Raw genomic sequence first — 15103 nt, 5'->3', positions numbered from 1 at the left:
GACCTGATGGTGTGGGAGCGAGCCTGCTCGCGAAACAGGCGACGCGGTTTGCCTGTTTCGCGAGCAGGCTCGCTCCCACAGGATAGGGTAAAGGTAGTGCAGTCTCAGAGCGTGAGCTGCTTCATCGTTGCTTCGGCATAGCGCAACCCGGCCACGGCGCTGGCCGGGAATATGCTTTCCAGTGCGGCCAGCTCGCTGGCGCTCAGCTTGACCTCCAGCGCTCCCACATTCTCTTGCAGATACTTGCGTTGCTTGGTGCCCGGAATCGGGATCAGGTAATCGCCCTGTGCCAGTACCCAGGCCAACGCCAGTTGCCCGGCCGTCACGCCTTTTTCGGCAGCCAGGGTTTGCACTTGTTCGACCAACAGCAGGTTTTTGCCGAAGTTCTCACCTTGAAAACGGGGATTGAAACGGCGGAAATCGTCTGCGGCAAAATCGTCCACGGTTCTTAGCGCACCGGTCAAAAACCCCCGACCCAGCGGGCTGTAGGGCACAAAGGCAATGCCCAGGCGCTGACAGGCTTCAAGGCAACCGTTGCCTTCCTGGTCGCGGCTCCACAGCGAGTACTCACTTTGCAATGCGCTGATCGGATGCACTTTGTGCGCTCGTTCAAGGGTCGCCACCGATGCCTCGCTAAGGCCCAGATAACGCACCTTGCCTGCCTTGACCAGAGCTGACAGCGCGCCGACGGTTTCTTCAACCGGTACGTTCGGGTCCATGCGGTGCTGGTAGTACAGATCGAGCGTCTCAACCCCAAGGCGCTTGAGGCTGCCTTCGACGGCCTGGCGGATGTACTCGGGGCGACCATTTATGTCGCGAAAGGCCGGATTGGCCGGGTCGCGGACGATGCCGAATTTACTGGCCAGAAACACTTGCTCGCGTTTCCCGCGAATGGCCTGGCCAATCAGTTCTTCGTTGGTGTGTGGCCCATAAATGTCGGCGGTATCGAGCAGGTTGATGCCCAGTTCCAGAGCGTGGTGCAGGGTGGCCACGGCTTCGCGGGTGTCGCTGCCGGTGGTGTAGAAGTCGCTCATGCCCATGCAGCCCAGGCCAATAGCGCTGACCTGAGGTCCGTCTTTACCCAGTTGGCGAGTGTGCATGCGAGGTGCTCCTGAATGAGTGGGGTAGAGCTATTCTTCACCTCGACAGTGGCAAGATAAACAGGGTAAATACACCATCACTGTTCGTAATTTCTAAACAATGGAGGGGTTATGGACCGTTTCAACGCGATGCGGGTCTTCACTCGCATCGTTGAACTGGGCGGCTTTACCAAGGCTGCCGACAGTCTGCAATTACCTCGTGCATCGGTGACGGTGTTGATCAAGCAACTGGAAGCGCATTTGGGCGTGCAGCTGCTGCATCGCACCACTCGCCAGGTCAGTCCGACCCTGGACGGCGCGGCGTACTACCAGCGCTGCGTCAACCTGCTGGATGATCTTGAAGATGCCGAAGGGCTGTTTCGCGGCAGCCAGCCCAAAGGCACGCTGCGGGTCGAGATGCCCGCTTCGGTGGGGCGTCTGGTGGTGTTGCCGGCCTTGCCGGAGTTCACGGACCGTTACCCGCAGATCGAACTGGAAATCGGCCTCAACGACCGCCCGGTGGACCTGATTCGGGAAGGTGTGGATTGTGTGATCCGCGGTGGACTGACCATGGACGACTCCCTGGTGGCGCGGCCCCTGGTGCAGATGGATCAGGTGACATGCGCCAGCCCTGCCTATTTGCAAGCTCGCGGTGTACCGCAATCGCTCGAAGACCTGAGCGGGCATCAGGTGGTGGAATATTTCTCCAGCGCCTCGGGCAAGCGTTACGGGCTGGAATTCCAGGTCGATGATGAAGTGCGCCTCGTCGACTTGCCCAAGCGGCTTGCGGTCAACAGTGCCGAGGGGTATCTGGCGGCGTGTGTGGCGGGGTACGGGCTGGTGCAAACCCCCCATTACCATGTTGCGCAGCTGGTGCGCGAAGGGCGCCTGCAAGAAGTGCTCAGAGACTGTTTGCCACCGCGGCTGGCGTTAACAGCCTTATATCCACACCATCGGCAATTGTCGCCGCGGGTACGTGTCTTTGTGGATTGGCTGGTGGACCTGTGTGCCCGGCCGGGGAGTGCCTTCAAACGTTAGCCCGGGCCTGCAGGGCAGGCCCGGGATGTTCGTTGGTGGCAGCCAAAAAGCTGGCTTGGCTGTAAGATGGGGCCCGATTTTTTCAATTTCTCCATGAAAACCGACCCGGTTGGCGGCTTTCGTATACGGACTTACTGTCAGGAACAGGTCATGACCCCTTCGCAGCGCTTGAAATACTCGATTTTGATATCACTGGTGGTTCTGGGCATCATGTTCGGCCTTTCTTACTTGCAAAACGCCGGCATGATCACCGAGAAGATGTTCCAGTACATCGCCATCGGTGTGGCCGTGATCGTGGTTGTCATCAACGGCGTCATGCGCCGCAAGACCAAGATCTAAGCTTCGATCTTGCCGGTCAAAACGGCTTCAGCCTGTGGATGCAGGCTGTAGCTCTTGTCGCTGTTGAGTACCACCACCCCTTCGCTGCACAGGCGCTTGAGTACCTCGCGCACACTCAAGAATGACAGCGGGATATCCAGCGCCTGCAAGTGGCTGTGCATGCCGCGCACCCCCAGCCTGCGATCATTGCCTGCAGCCGTTAACAGCGCGTCAATGACCTTGAGCCGCACCAGGCTGGTACGCAGCCCGAAACACTTGAGCAGGTGGCGGATCCGTTCGTTGCCTTGCAAGGGCGCGAGCGCTTCCAGCAGCCCGGTATCGGGCTGAAAAGCGACTTCGCGATGCGGGTTTCTACCATCCGTTGGTATTTGCTGGTTATGCATGCAAAAAACTCCTTTTCAGAGCCTGATCAGGAAAAGAAAAAAATGCTCTTACTTAACTAGACGAATGAGCGACAGAAATCATGAACATTCAAATGTAGAAATTTTGTCGTGAATTCGTCTCAATCGCGTTTGCGACCAGTGTAGGCGGGGGTTTGGAGCGATTATTAAATTTTTTTAATCGTGAAGGGCATGCTCTGGCCCTCTACAGGGCCTGGCGGGCAGTCAGCACCGGCCGACCCTCGGTGTTGCGGCTCAGGTATACCGGCAACACTTTGGGCAGGGAGGTCACCAGATGATCGATTTCCCGGGTATTGAATACACCCCCAATGCGCAGTTTGCCGGTGGCGCTGTCGGCCAGGGCGAGGGGAGTGTCGAGGTAGCGGTTGATCAGGGGCAAGGCGTCAGCCAGTGACAGGTTGTCCAGCACCAGCTGGCCGTTGCGCCAGGCCAGCTCGGAGGTGACGGCCGCGACCGGGCCAATTTGCGCGGCATGGTCGCCTGCCTTGTAACGCGCCTGCATGCCCGGCTCCAACCGCAGGCCATCGCCACTCAGGCGCTTGTTGCTGGTGACCAGCACCGAACCTTCGAGCAGGGTGATCCGCACCTGGTCTTCGTACATCCACACATTGAACTGGGTGCCTGTGACACGCACCTGGCCTTCTGCCGCCTGCACCAGAAACGGGTGGGATGCGTCGTGACTGACCTTGAAAAAGGCCTCGCCCTTGCTCAGGGTCACCTGGCGCTGATCCTTGTAGTTACTGAAGGTCAGTTGGCTGCCCAGGTTGAGTTCGACCTGGCTGCCATCGGGCAGTGTCACCGTCCTGGCACTGGCATCGGCGCTGTAGCGCTCATGGGCATTGGGCACCCAGCCCAGTTGCCAGCCGCTGTAGGCCGCCACGGGAAGGGCGAGCAGGGTAATGGCGGCGGCCACGGCAAAGCGCTGCCAGGTGCTGCGACACGGTGCGGGAGGCAATGCAACCACCCGGGCTGGAGCGGGGGCCGGGCGTGTCAGGTGCGCACTGATGTCCCAGACATCCAGCATCGCTTCATATTCCAGCGCGTGGAGGGGGTTGGCATTTAGCCACACAGCGAAAGCTTCACGTTCCTGGCAGGTGCAGTCGGGCTCGTGCAAACGCAGGCACCACTGAGCCGCAGCTTCGGTGATGGCCTCGTTTTCAGCGTCTGTGTGGCGTGTTTCACTCATTGATATTTCCCGGTTTTGCGCATTCTAACCCCGTGCCAGAGCTAACGAGAACATGAGCCATGTCAAAAGCATGTCATTTAGCCCTATGGCCGGGTTTTTCTCTGCTACGGTTGTTCCAGTCACATTGAGTACCAGACGCAACATCAATTAATGGAGTTAAGACAATGTTGAAGAAAACCTTTGCTGCTGTGATCACTACTGCTGCTTTGTTGGGTGCCGGTGCAGCGATGGCTCAGCCTGTTGATCCGAACTGGGCATTCTCCAAGGAGTTGGTCGAAGTTCTCAAGAACAAGAACGGCTACACCGTGATCAAGAAAATTGAAGCCCAGGACCCGGCTGCCGGTATCTGGAAGGCCGAAGGCATCAAGAAGGTCGATGGCCTGGAATACGAAATTATTTTCGATTCGACCGGTAAGGTAATTTCCGAGAAGAAAGACTGATTCCCGGTACCTGAAACGAATCGTGCACTGAGCGTTTCTACCCGGCCCTGATCGTTTGTTTTGACAGGGTCGGGTGTTTTTACGCCTCAGGTTTTCTGCCGGGCCAACCATTGTTCGCGAGTTATTCCCCACAGCTCGCATGGCAGCCTGCCGCTGACAAAGTCTTTCTCTTCCCTGCCTATCAAGCGCATTCCGCCTCGCTCGGAAATAAGTCGTGAAGCCGTATTGGGCGCCGCTTTGGGCACGTGCATGCACGCGCGGTGCAAGGTCTTGAACCAGTAGGCATCGACCACCTCGCAGGCTTCGCTCATCAACCCCTGACCCTGCCATTGCGGCGCCAGCCAGAACCCCCGGTTGTTGTCCACGGCATCCATCAGGCTGATGCTGCCAATCAGCTCATCTGGCTCTGCTAACAGGCGAATCGTCCAGTGCCACTCTTCGCTGCGGGCCATGGCTGGCAGCGCCACGTCACGCACATAGCTCAGTGCGCCATCGTCCGGGTAGGGCCATGGCACGACTGCATTCAGGTAGCGCACGACTTGCCAGTGGGCAAAGCGCCTCTGGATGGCGGGCGCGTCGCTTAGTTGCAGGGGTTGCAGTACCAGTCGCGAGGTCTGGAGGGTAGGTAGGGGCTGCATCGTGGGTGGCTCCTTGCCATTGGTTTGCGTCGAGAGTACCGCGCAATGCCATCCATAAAAAAGCCCCCGTTAAACGGGGGCTGTATGGGGATAGTTGCGCCTGGCGATAATATCAGCCGTTACTGCAACCATTGCCCATCACGCGATACTCAAGAATATGACGCTGACCCTGGTGGTCTTCGTAGGTCATTTGTGCGGGTACTACTTCACAGACGTCGGCAGCCGGTGACACGCTGATAACTTTGGCAATATCCAGGTCGGTGGCATAAGTGTAATGCTCGACCACCGGTTGTAGTTGCGTAACTTGAAGTTCGTCAGCAGCCGCCAGGGTAGAAAAGCCAATAAGTGCAAGAGCGATCAAATGTTTCATTTATAAGACCTTAAAACAATCACGAATCACTGACTTCAGTTGCCATGGTGGCGGTCGAAGTTGTTACGCCCTGGAGTAAGTGGCGTAACACGAAGTACCGTGCCCTGTTTCAGTGTTGCGTTGAGGGATGTACATAGAATACGCGCGCTTCGTATTGATTAAAGTCAAAAGATCGTCATGGAGTCTTTCCGGATCAGTAACAATCGACGCTTTTTCCGCTGCACCACGAAAAAGCCCCCTCAAAGAGGGGGCTGGGGTCGCATCCGTGCGTGCAACCATTGAACTTTAGTGGGTGCTGCAGCCGTCGCCCATCACCTGGTATTCAAGGGTGTGGCGCTGGCCCTGGGAGTCTTCATAGACCATGGTGGCCGGTACCACTTCACACACCTTGGGTATGTTGGACAGGCTGACCACCCGCGCAATATCCAGTTGGGTACCGTAGTGGTAGTGTTCTACAGTCGCAGGCTGAACAGTGGAAGTTTCACCTGCAACAGCCAATGTGGCAAAACCGGCAAGAAACAGTGCAATAAGATTTTTCATGTGATTGGCCTCTAAAGTAATCAAGATTTAAAGCTGACTGACTTCATTTGCCGATAAGGCGGGAAGAAGTTACGACACCCGGCAAGGTCGCCGGGTGCGTACGAAGTACCGGAGTTTCAAGTGCAACTGATAGTTGAGTCATGTGAGTGAGGTTACGCTGATTTGCAAAAGTAAAAATAGCTGATGGCAAAATGCTCTGTTACCACATGGGTAACAATGTGAGGGCCCTGCGTTATTTTTCAAGTGCCTGGGTCGTCTCCTGGCTGGCATACTGGCCTCTCTGGTTCAGGAGCCATTTATCGATATGAATGTCGTGTCCCCCCTTAATGCCTATCAACAAGCTGTCGAACACCAGGGCTTTGTCCACGACCCCGCCCAATGGGTTGCAGTCCAGGCCTTGCAGCGCTGCCATGAGGCCCTGCACTCGGGTGCGCAGCCGGTCAATGGCGTGTATTTGTGGGGGCCGGTGGGGCGGGGCAAAACCTGGTTGATGGATCAGTTCTATCAAAGCCTGCGGGTGCCCGCACGGCGTCAGCATTTTCATCACTTTATGCAATGGGTACATCAGCGCCTGTTTCAGCTGACCGGTACGGCGGACCCGCTCAAGACACTGGCTAAAGGCTTGGGCGCGGAAGTGAAGGTGCTGTGCTTTGACGAACTGTTCGTCAATGACATTGCCGATGCGATTATTCTTGGGCGTCTGTTTCAGGTGATGTTCGATGAAGGCGTGGTGCTGGTTTGTACCTCAAACCAGCCACCGAACGACCTTTATGGTCACGGTTTTAACCGTGATCGTTTTGCTCCCGGTATTACGGCGATTCTCAAGCATATGGAGGTGGTGGCGGTAAACGGTATTGAAGACCACCGCCTGCATCCCGGCATTGCACATCAGCGTTACTGGGTGACCGGGCCGGGCCGGCCGAGTGCCATAGAGCCGGTGTTCAGATCCTTGACCGAGGGCCAGGCGGTGTCTGACCAACCCATTGATGTGGGCCATCGCTCGCTGAACGTTGTGCAGGCCAGTGATGGGGTGCTGTGGTGCAATTTTCATGAGCTGTGCGAGCAGCCGCTGGCGGCCACTGAGTTCATGCAGATTTGTGATCGTTACAAGGTCATGTTGCTCAGCGAAGTGCCCTGCCTGAGTGCCGAGCAGCGTGAAGGCAAAATAGCCCGTGGTACGGAAGACGGGGCGGTGAAGGTCGAGGCGGGGGATCGTGAGCTGCCGCAACTGTCAAAATACGATGACAGTGTGCGGCGTTTTATTGCCCTGATCGACGAGTGCTATGACCGCAAGGTACCGGTGTGTATTGAAGCGCAGGTGCCGATGGATCAGTTGTATACCCAGGGGTACCTGGAGTTTGCCTTTCGCCGCACCTTGAGCCGGCTGCAGGAAATGCAGTTGCAGCGGTTTGGCCTCCAATAACCCGTGATTGCGTGGGCCGTGTAGTCGCTGACTCGCGGAGCGAGGCTGCGAGGGGGGCTTGAAAGCAATGGGAGGGTGCCCCTTCTGAACGTGTCCAGCCGCTCGCAGCCTTCGTTCCTCGTCAGCGACTACAAGGAGCTTGAAGGATTCAAGGTCAATCCCACGCTGGCGCAACGCTCTGCGGGTTGGTCAGGCGATGGCCGCGGTCAAGGTCGGCAATCCGGGCCATGTCGTCATCGCTCAGTTTCAGTGCGCAGGCCTTGAGGTTGCTCTCAAGGTTGCTGCGCCTGGTCGAAGACGGAATCACCGAATAGCCCAATTGCATTGCCCAGGCCAGGGTCACTTGTGCCGCAGTGGCGTTATGGCGGTCGGCAATGGCCATGATCACTGGATCTTTAAGCACTTCGCCGTAAGCCAGGGTCATGTACGAGGTTATATGGATGCCCTGGCTTTGTGCGAATTCCACCACTTTGCGGTTTTGCAGGTAGGGGTGCAGTTCGATCTGGTTGGTCGCGATATTTTCCGCGCCCACCGCGGCAATGGCTTCTTTCATCAGGGCGATGGTGAAGTTCGAGACGCCAATCTGCCGGGTCAGGCCCTTTTCTTTGGCTTCAAGCAATGCGCCCATAAACTCGGCTACCGGGACTGCATTGTCAGGGCTCGGCCAGTGAATCAGGGTCAGGTCCAGATGGTCGGTGCGCAGTTTTTTCAGGCTCTCTTCAAGGCTGGGGATCAGTTGCTCCCTGGCGAAATTACTGACCCAAATTTTGCTGGTGATAAACAGTTCGTCACGCGCCACGCCGCTTTCGGCAATGGCCTGGCCGACTTCAGCTTCATTTTCGTAAATCTGTGCGGTGTCGATGGCGCGGTAGCCCAGGTCCAGGGCATTGCTGACCGAGTCTATGACTACCTGGCCTTTAAGGCGAAATGTACCGAGGCCAAATGCTGGAACTGTCATGGATATCTCCTTGGTGGACGTAAGAATGAGGTTGAGTATCCTCGCCCTTCACCGGCGGAAAAACCGCTGGCCAAGCAAAGCACTCTTGACCACAGATCATGAATCTTCAGCTGACCCCTCCCGACTGCCACCCCATTAGCGGTTTGCCGATTGGGATGCTGCTGAATGTTTCGCATTTGTTTGAGGGGGTGGGGTTTAAATCTATATGAGAATTACTATAAATTACATCTACAAAAGTGCCATCATCACGCCGTTATCCCATTAGATCTGTTTCTGCGCTCATGGAGTGTTGCCGCTGCTGTTGCGGCCAGGAGTCCTGTTGGAAAACTACTATCGCGAACTGGTGGGCTTTTTGAGTGCCAGGCTGGGTAATGCCCAGGCGGCCGAAGACGTGGTGCATGACGCTTATGTGCGAGTGCTGGAGCGTTCAGGCGACGAGCCGATCGCACAGCCACGTGCTTTTTTGTATCGCACTGCGCTTAACCTGGTGATCGACGGCCATCGCCGCAGCAGCCTGCGCCAGGCCGAACCGCTGGAAGTGCTGGATAGCGAAGAACGTTTTTACAGCCCCTCGCCTCAACTATTGATGGACCACGACCAGCGCCTGGCCATGATCCAGAAAGCCCTGGCTGAGCTGCCTGCGGCGTGTCGCGAGTGTTTTCTGCTGCGCAAGATCGAAGGACTGTCGCACCCTGAAATCGCCGAACGCCTCGGGGTATCGCGCAGTGTGGTCGAGAAGCATATCGTTAACGCCATGAAGCATTGCCGGCTACGTATCAGGCAGTGGGATAAAACCTGAAGTTTATTCCCGGGAATGCCTAAATAACTAACACCTTGAGTTTTCTGTCCGTTGTTTTACTGGGTGCTCCTTTTGATCGAGTGAGCGCCATGACCTCCAGAAAGTACGTCAATACACTGCCTGATGATTTGCACCTGCATGCGCGGTTTTCGATTGAGTTAACGCGCGCGGTTGAAAGAGCCAACAAGCCCAGTGAGCTGATTAACAGCTGGCAGGCGGCGTTGATCTTGAACCAGTATTTACTGGAGCAGTCCAGCCTTCTATTTAATGAGGCCCCTACTCTTTATAAGGTTATTTACTTCGAAGTGTCGCGGGCGTTTGGGTGCGATTGCGATCAGGTGCTCTGGACAAGTTCGTACGTACCCTACCAGCCAGTAACCCTGACTCTTACGCAAATAGCCGCCGAGAACCTGCGCGAAGATTTCAGGGATGCCGATCTGAGCCGTGATGTCACTCTTGGGGGCGAAGCGCTGCCTGACCAGACTCTGATGAAAATCCCGGAACAAGTTCTTGATCAACTCCACGGGCTTGATCTGAAGGGGCGTTACAACCTGGCAGTGGGCGATTATTGGCAGAACATTGCGCGGGGCCAGAGCGTAAGCCGCGCTGATTTTGCTGGGGAGCTGCGTTGCGGGCTGATTCAAACCCGGGCGCTGATGGCTCAGGCGTGCGGTCAGATCAGCGAAGCTGGTCTGATGATGTGGCAGCAAGTTATTGATGCGCCAGATGAGCAGGCACGCCGTAATGCAGGAGGTGGAGCAGAGCTCCTGCAGGTAAGTGAAGTAAGTTTGGTCAATGGCAATGGCCGCGAGATGGTCTTGAAAGGGGCCTTGGTGATTCATGCCCGCGATGGGGAGCAAAATCCTCTCGAAATGTTATTTGTCCCGGGGTTGGACAACGAACTGTTCGAGTTCGATTCGCGTGCCGAATTGTTGGCGCAGATGCAAAGCTGGTTTGATAGTGAGTCCAGATCTGCCTGGTTGTTATGGCAGCTCTTGCCCTACCACAGTCGCAGTTTGATGGATAACCGACAGAGCGCCCGGCCGGTGCTCACCTTCAGTTACCGCGCGATCGCTGGCGACTGCTTTCAGCTCAGTGCCCGTGCCAGTATCTTCACCCAGCATTCCAATGAGCTGATCAGCGCCGTGATGATCCGCCCCGGACTGCTAACGGGAGATGCTGGCGACATATTGGCGACGGATGCCAGCGGTGTGGCCATGAGTTACGCCCAGTCAACCGAGCAGTGGCGCCATGCTGTAGCAGGCACGAGCTTGCCGGCAGAGTTGATTGACGTAGTTGCAGAGCTTATTCGCTGTGATGCTCGCTGGCATGAGGATGATATTTCGTTCGGCAGTTTGGCATCGACTCTTGCACTGCGTAATCGTCAGGAAAAAATAGTGCTTGAGGAGCACGGCATTGTGCAGCTGTTGAATGAGGCTGATTTGACACTGACTACACCTCGATTCAACGCTTTGGTCAGCCATCGGGCGGCATTGCAGGCTCAGCGCGAAGCGGCACTGAACTGCTTGAAAGGTTTGCTGGCGCCATCATCCATTGACAATGCCCAGTGGTTAACAACCGACTCCGGTCAGGGATCGCCCCAGCAGCATTTGATCTCGAGCCGAAGCCTGGCGCTTGTGCTCGAGGGTGAGCTGCAAGTGCTGCAACACCGACTGGAACCAGCAGATTTCGCGCTGCTGAGCCAAGCCTTGAAACACAATTTGACGGGATACGACAGGGGCAGCAACCTGCGAGTGATGGCCGTTGCAATGGGAACTGCACAGCAGGCGTTTCCACTGGTTGGCACCTTTATTATCACTTCACGGCAGGCGCTGCTCACGCCGCTCAGGGAGGAGCCAACGCTATTGTACGTGCCGGGACATAACGGCGGTCTGGCCCGGTTCAAGTCCCTCATGCAATTGCAGGCCAAAACGGGCAATACGCTGTCCCGTAATCCCGATTGCGCCCTGTGGATGACGGTTGCGCTGCAGGAACAGGCACCCGCTCGAGCCTGGGTTGATACGTTACCCGGAGCATCACCGGTTGAGCTGCAACTCAGTGAAATAAAGGTTGGAGTCATTGAGCACAGCGTCAAGTCGCAAATCAAGGCGCACAAGGGAAGCCTGCTGGCGATCAACAAGAACGTGCTGGTCATCGAAGGGGCAGACCGCAATAGCGCACTGTCATTTTTGGCCCAGAGCACCTCTACGTTATTGCAGGTGCCTGAAAATGCGGCACGTGAGCAGGCATTCGCGAATATAGAAATGCAGCGCCAGGCTCGTTTGTTGAAACAAAAGCAGGTGCCTTGGCTATCGGCCAAAGATGAAGCCGTGCAAGTCGACTATGCCCATCGGTTTTCAGATATCAGTGAGAGCTATCTGGCGGTAGAGCACTATTTATCGACGAACTTGCCCTCTATTGTCGATTTTGCAGTGGCCAAATTGCGTGAGCAGTTCGTGCATGACGGTTTCAATGGGGAACTCGACCCTTTGGCGGACATGATCCTTATTCCTGATGCAGTTAATATTGTGAAGACCCTAAGGTCTCCGCTCAACTTGCCTGGCGAGTTTGTGCCGGAGATTGAGCTGGCACAAATTCCTCAAGGCATGCGTACCTACAATATGGTGCAGTTGGCCCTTGAAAATTTTGATCTGGAAGATCCGCAGATTGCCCTTCGTTTCAAGCATATGCAGGTACTGCAACCTCGATGGCGCTCGCGATTGACCCTTGCCTACCTGCAGCGGACCATTGGCGTACTGGACGTCAGTGGCGCTTATGAGCGGAAAATCAATCGGGTCTTTCGCGGCCAGGATATATCTGGGGTAAGCAACCCCGCATCGATGCCGGGCAATCAAGTGTTGCATCAACTGATGGTCCGGCCACATCGCCAGACTCTGGAGCTTGAGTTGTGGAAGGCCCGCGAACAAGGTCTGGACGTTGCGGCCCTGACACTGTTCAGCCATGCAATTAATGCTCGTAAAGCGGATGATCTTGAGCGTACAGGGCTGCACATTAAGCTTGGCAGGCTCACATACGGCAGTGACGTCGAACGTTACGGATTGACCTCGGTAGCCGGGGCACGGGTCATTCATGAGGTGCGCTCAGACCTGGCTCTGGTTTATATGCCTGATTTGCCCGGTGGGAAAACCCTGGTTTCGTACCCGTCTCTGCAATCTGCCAATACCGCATTGGCGGCCTTGGGAGCTGTACCTGCGGCACTGGCCTGGTTCTCACAGCGTACTGCGGCCGAAGAAGAGCTGGTGGAGGTACAGCATCATCTGGAAGCTGCTTACAGTCATGGCCCTCACGACTGGCTTGCAGCTCAGTTCATCGGTGACGTCGATCTGGCCTGGAGCCTGGCTCTGGAACGTCCTGATCGCCTGATCAACAGGCTGCGCCTGACAACCCAGTCGACGGCAAGGCGGGATGTCGTGCGCAGTGAGCGCGAACATCAGGAACGCATCGCGACGATGTTCAAATGGATGGGGCTGGTACCGGGTCTGAATCTGGCAGCCGATATCTACTACATCATTCAGGCTTTCAAAGCATTGCAAACGGCAAGCTCTACTTTTGAAGCGTTTCAGGATGTGCTGCAGATAGGCATGTGCCTGGTCGACATAATTATCACTGTCGCTTCATTTGGCGGTGACAGATTTCAGCTCGGCTCGGGGGAGCGGATACTTCCCGCTGAGCATGTTCAGGCCCGGTTGGCTCTGCAGTCCTTGAAAGTCCGCCAGGCCATAGGTCGTGGCGGTTGGGAGGCGCGGGGCATCAAGCCTGCCCCAAGACCTTTTATGTCCCCTGACTTCACGGGCTACGAGGTCAGTCTTTCGCCGCAGGATGCCTGCCGCCTGAGCGGCAAGTACGATAACGGCAGCTACCTCAAGGATGGGGTGCAATTTATTGTGCAAAAGGGCAAAAGCATCCAGGTCACCCGTCCCAGAAATGCCCAGGCCCTGCATTTGCAAGACCCGGTAAGCGGTCGCGTAGGCCTGCCGGTGCGGATGACAGCATCGGGTGAGTGGCAGCTCGCAACGGGTTATGGGCTGCCGGGAGGTGGCAAGGCGGCTGAAGAAATTCTGAATGCGTGCGGAATGTCGCAGGAAGTGGCGCGAGGATTGCTGGCCGATTACGATTTTCCGCAGGACTCGGGGCTGGATTTGTTGTTTGCCTTGAGCGTCAAAAAAAATGGCATCCGCCCTGAATGGGCGAACAGATTCAGAGCTTCTGGCTCCGGGCCGGTAGCCGGAACCTCGCAAGGTGCAACGAACATCGCGCAGTCAAGTGCACGGCACTCCGAAGCAGCCCCGCCTGCCATCGAGCTGCAGGGCTACGAAGTGGAACCTATGCCTCGCCCGGCATCCTCTGGCAGTCAAAGCACCTTCGACAGTGTCGTGATAGGGAATGACATTATCTATATTGCGCGAGACATCGACGGCGACGGCTTTTATACACTGTATCGGACAGATCCATTGGCCCCCAGGCAGTTCGTGGAATGCGGGCGTTTGTCGCAAGCGGGTGTTTATCACATCCAGGACCCCCTTGAGCGGGACTATGTCGCTATTGCCGGGCGTTTTTATGAAATTCACCATGACTTCCATCTCAACCGCACAACAGTGTTAAAGCCCAATACAAGGGACGGCGTGGGACCGATAGTGGTTCCGGGGCGAGTTTTCCGGCGAATGGGAGAGTGGCGGTTACCTGAAGCCCCGGTTTCTTTGATCAATCATTCCGTCAAGCTCGAAAACCTTTTGCACCAACTTCTGCCCCAGGCCTCCGAAGTCGAGATAAGGCAGCGAATTTTGCGTTACGGTCGCCAGATCAACAAAGCGACAGTGCCTGAGTTGCGTCTGGCCCGTGGGGTCGCCGAGCTGGAAAGAATGGCAACGCAACATACCTACCGGGAGGGGTTGCCTTATGAGCAAATGATTCAGATATTCGAGGCGCAGAATGCAGGTTTACCGCTTCCTGAAGGCATGCCAGTTTACGACGAACTGCAGGGGCTTGCGCCTTTGGAAGTGTTTGAGGGCAATTATCTCAATGTAAGGGATGGGGTTGAAATTGGTAATTTCATGAGCATTCTGCCTCTGGCCAATGATGAATCTTTGCTGGTGACCATGTTGCGGATTGAGTTGAAATCGCGGGAAAAAATGCAGTTGTCAACGTCTGGTGTCATGAATCAATTGTTACGAAGTATTTTTAGCCGTAAAGGTTATGAAATTTTAGGTTCGGGCACTGAAAGCCTGTTCAAGCGAGGCTATTGCAGTCTGGTATGTAAAGGGCCTAATGGTGATGCGTACATAGTGACCATCAAACTCTCGGGTAAGCGTCCAACAGGTGGGAAGCTGAGAAGCGCCTCCATGAGTGATACTCGTCATGGCGTGCATTTTTCCGATCCGTGGGCCACCGCTGTTCTGAGGGAGCAACTCACAGAGTTCCCGGACAGTCTTTTAATCAGCACAATGCGTCAGGCCCACGAGCGCGGGCGCTTGTTCAAAGTACTGGCTGTGTTCTCGCGAGAAGGGGATCTTTATATCTTCAGGATCGTTTTACCCAAAGACCTTTAAACGCCTGGACACCTCTGACTGAACCTTCCCTGAAGAAATTTTTGATTTATCACATGGAAGTTTTCCTGGGGTTTACTCTCTAAAACGCCGGGCATGGGTTGCCGGCGTTTTTATTTTCAAGCGCAGCTTTTCAGCGTGTTCAAGCTCAAATGACAGCTTCCAACTGAGGTTTCAGGCAAGCCGGGCCTTGGCATGTGAGTGCACAGGTTCCCCTGCTGCTTTGGTGCGCGCCAGCGAGAAGCGGCATCTTGATTTGGCCCGTGGTCGGCAGTCTCGACACGCTTTTTTCTGCGCCCCCTCATCACGCCGCAGCCCTCGAGCTTCA

13 protein-coding genes are annotated in these 15103 nt (G+C 55.9%); 6 read left to right on the top strand and 7 right to left on the bottom strand.

Going from position 1 to position 15103, the window contains the following annotated elements:
- Positions 1–104 precede the first annotated feature (104 nt).
- Complete coding sequence (locus ACP7BE_RS22000; protein WP_095001666.1) at positions 105–1100, bottom strand: aldo/keto reductase; 996 nt, start codon at positions 1098–1100, stop codon at positions 105–107.
- Between the two features lie 111 nt (positions 1101–1211).
- Here ACP7BE_RS22000 and ACP7BE_RS21995 point away from each other — a divergent pair, with 111 nt between their 5' ends.
- A complete protein-coding gene (locus tag ACP7BE_RS21995; protein ID WP_095001665.1) occupies positions 1212–2117 on the top strand; it encodes a LysR family transcriptional regulator in 906 nt (301 codons plus the stop codon).
- Positions 2118–2267: 150 nt separating this feature from the next.
- A complete protein-coding gene (locus ACP7BE_RS21990; protein ID WP_095001664.1) occupies positions 2268–2456 on the top strand; it encodes a hypothetical protein in 189 nt (62 codons plus the stop codon).
- Here the strand turns inward: ACP7BE_RS21990 and ACP7BE_RS21985 are convergent.
- Complete coding sequence (locus ACP7BE_RS21985; RefSeq protein ID WP_095001663.1) at positions 2453–2839, bottom strand: fe2+ zn2+ uptake regulation protein; 387 nt, start codon at positions 2837–2839, stop codon at positions 2453–2455. The two genes, ACP7BE_RS21990 and ACP7BE_RS21985, sit on opposite strands and share 4 nt — an antisense overlap.
- A 202-nt stretch (positions 2840–3041) precedes the next feature.
- Entirely contained in the window at positions 3042–4043 is a 1002-nt protein-coding gene (locus ACP7BE_RS21980; protein ID WP_426107264.1) for a FecR family protein, read from the bottom strand.
- 164 nt (positions 4044–4207) lie between these two features.
- On the opposite strand from ACP7BE_RS21980, the gene ACP7BE_RS21975 reads away from it, so the two are divergent.
- Complete coding sequence (locus ACP7BE_RS21975; RefSeq protein ID WP_095001661.1) at positions 4208–4483, top strand: PepSY domain-containing protein; 276 nt, start codon at positions 4208–4210, stop codon at positions 4481–4483.
- Positions 4484–4569: 86 nt separating this feature from the next.
- On the opposite strand, the gene ACP7BE_RS21970 is transcribed toward ACP7BE_RS21975, so the two are convergent.
- From ACP7BE_RS21970 to ACP7BE_RS21960, 3 genes are all read right to left on the bottom strand, one after another.
- Entirely contained in the window at positions 4570–5121 is a 552-nt protein-coding gene (locus tag ACP7BE_RS21970; protein WP_095001660.1) for a GNAT family N-acetyltransferase, read from the bottom strand.
- Between the two features lie 112 nt (positions 5122–5233).
- On the bottom strand, positions 5234–5491 hold the full coding sequence (locus tag ACP7BE_RS21965) for a DUF2790 domain-containing protein (RefSeq protein WP_095001659.1): 258 nt from the start codon (positions 5489–5491) through the stop codon (positions 5234–5236).
- Between the two features lie 285 nt (positions 5492–5776).
- Positions 5777–6031 carry a DUF2790 domain-containing protein gene (locus tag ACP7BE_RS21960; RefSeq protein WP_095001658.1) on the bottom strand — a complete coding sequence of 85 codons (255 nt, stop codon included), beginning with the start codon at positions 6029–6031 and terminating at the stop codon, positions 5777–5779.
- A gap of 304 nt (positions 6032–6335) precedes the next feature.
- Between ACP7BE_RS21960 and zapE the strand changes: the two genes are divergently transcribed.
- Positions 6336–7454, top strand: a complete 1119-nt coding sequence (gene zapE / locus ACP7BE_RS21955) for a cell division protein ZapE (RefSeq protein ID WP_095001657.1) — start codon at positions 6336–6338, stop codon at positions 7452–7454.
- A 154-nt stretch (positions 7455–7608) separates the two neighbouring features.
- Here zapE and dkgB read toward each other — a convergent pair whose 3' ends face one another.
- Positions 7609–8412, bottom strand: a complete 804-nt coding sequence (gene dkgB / locus ACP7BE_RS21950; protein ID WP_150629196.1) for a 2,5-didehydrogluconate reductase DkgB — start codon at positions 8410–8412, stop codon at positions 7609–7611.
- A 319-nt stretch (positions 8413–8731) separates the two neighbouring features.
- Between dkgB and ACP7BE_RS21945 the strand changes: the two genes are divergently transcribed.
- Both ACP7BE_RS21945 and ACP7BE_RS21940 read left to right on the top strand, forming a co-directional pair.
- Positions 8732–9211, top strand: a complete 480-nt coding sequence (locus ACP7BE_RS21945) for a sigma-70 family RNA polymerase sigma factor (protein WP_095001655.1) — start codon at positions 8732–8734, stop codon at positions 9209–9211.
- Between the two features lie 89 nt (positions 9212–9300).
- Positions 9301–14778, top strand: a complete 5478-nt coding sequence (locus ACP7BE_RS21940) for a dermonecrotic toxin domain-containing protein (protein ID WP_095001654.1) — start codon at positions 9301–9303, stop codon at positions 14776–14778.
- Positions 14779–15103 lie beyond the last annotated feature (325 nt).

Origin of the sequence: Pseudomonas sp. TWR1-1-3 (assembly GCF_049896805.1) — a bacterium.
Lineage (GTDB): Bacteria > Pseudomonadota > Gammaproteobacteria > Pseudomonadales > Pseudomonadaceae > Aquipseudomonas > Aquipseudomonas bubulae.
This window is presented reverse-complemented; position numbering and strand designations above follow the sequence as displayed.